Annotated in this window: 1 protein-coding gene; it reads left to right on the forward strand. The window is 74.7% G+C overall.

The window, feature by feature from the left end:
• Nucleotides 1–31: 31 nt before the first annotated feature.
• Nucleotides 32–1,141: an alcohol dehydrogenase catalytic domain-containing protein gene (locus tag CWC38_RS11785; protein WP_121846890.1), complete on the forward strand. Its 1,110-nt coding sequence runs from the start codon at nt 32–34 to the stop codon at nt 1,139–1,141.
• Nucleotides 1,142–1,283 lie beyond the last annotated feature (142 nt).

Genomic DNA, 1,283 nt, shown 5'->3' on the forward strand with positions numbered 1-1,283 from the left:
GCCCACCCCACCCCGTGACGAAGGAGTCGCCGTGAAGATCACCGCCGCCGTGCTGGAGCAGAGCGGACTGTCCCGCCCGTACGCCGAGTCCCGCCCGCTGACCGTGCAGGAGCTGGAGCTGGACGATCCCGGCCCCGGCGAGCTGCTGATCCGGATCCGGGCGGCCGGGGTGTGCCACTCGGACCTCTCTGTGGTGGACGGCAACCGGGCCCGGCCCCTGCCCATGGTGCTCGGCCACGAGGCCTCCGGGATCGTGGAGCGCGTGGGGGAGGGCGTCACGGACGTGGCCCCCGGGGACCAGGTGACCACCGTGTTCCTCCCCCGTTGCGAGCAGTGCGAGAACTGCGCCACGGACGGCAAGCTGCCGTGCTCCCCCGGGACGGAGACGAACAACGCCGGTGTGCTGCCCGGTTCCGCGCTGCGGCTGCACCGCGGGGAGCAGGACGTGCACCACCACGTGGGGGTCTCGGGCTTCGCGTCCCACGCGGTGGTGAGCCGCCAGTCGGTGGTTCCCGTGGGCGCGGACGTGCCCGCGGAGATCGCCGCCGTGGTGGGCTGCGCCGTGCTCACCGGCGGCGGGGCCGTGCTCAACGCGGGGCGCCCCGCGGACGGGGACACGGTGATGGTCGTGGGACTGGGCGGAGTGGGCATGGCCGCCCTGCTGACCGCGCTGTCCCTGGAGAAGGGGCCGGTGATCGGCGTGGACGCGAACCCGGAGAAGCTGGCCCGCGCCACGGAGCTGGGCGCCACGGCCGTTTACTCCCCCGACGAGCTCGCGGAGAACGGCGTGCGCGCCGCCGTGGTGGTGGAGGCCGCGGGTCACCCCCGCGCCTTCGAGACCGCCGTGGCCGCCACCGCTCCGGGCGGCACCACCGTGACCGTGGGCCTGCCCTCCCCCGACGCCCGCTCCACGATCGCCCCGCTCGGGTTGACCGCCGAGGCGCGCACCGTCGTGGGCTCCTACCTGGGCTCCGCGGTGCCCTCCCGGGACATCCCGGTCTACCTGGACCTGTGGCGCGAGGGCAAGCTGCCCATTGAAGAACTCATTTCCGAGCGGGTGGCCCTGTCCGAGGTCAACGAAAGCTTCGACCGCCTCGCGGACGGCCGCGCCGTGCGCCAGGTCATCCTCTTCGACGCCTGACCGCCGATGACGCCGCGCGGGTCCTTTCCCCGTCCGCGGTCCGGCCCCTGCCGCTCTCCCCCGGACGGGCCGGGCGTGCCACGGGAGCAGGTACCGCCCGGCAGGCGGGATGCGGTGGCCCGGGTGGGGTGCGGTACCAGGG

Origin of the sequence: Kocuria tytonicola, assembly GCF_003687455.1 — a bacterium.
Taxonomy (GTDB): Bacteria; Actinomycetota; Actinomycetes; order Actinomycetales; family Micrococcaceae; genus Kocuria; species Kocuria tytonicola.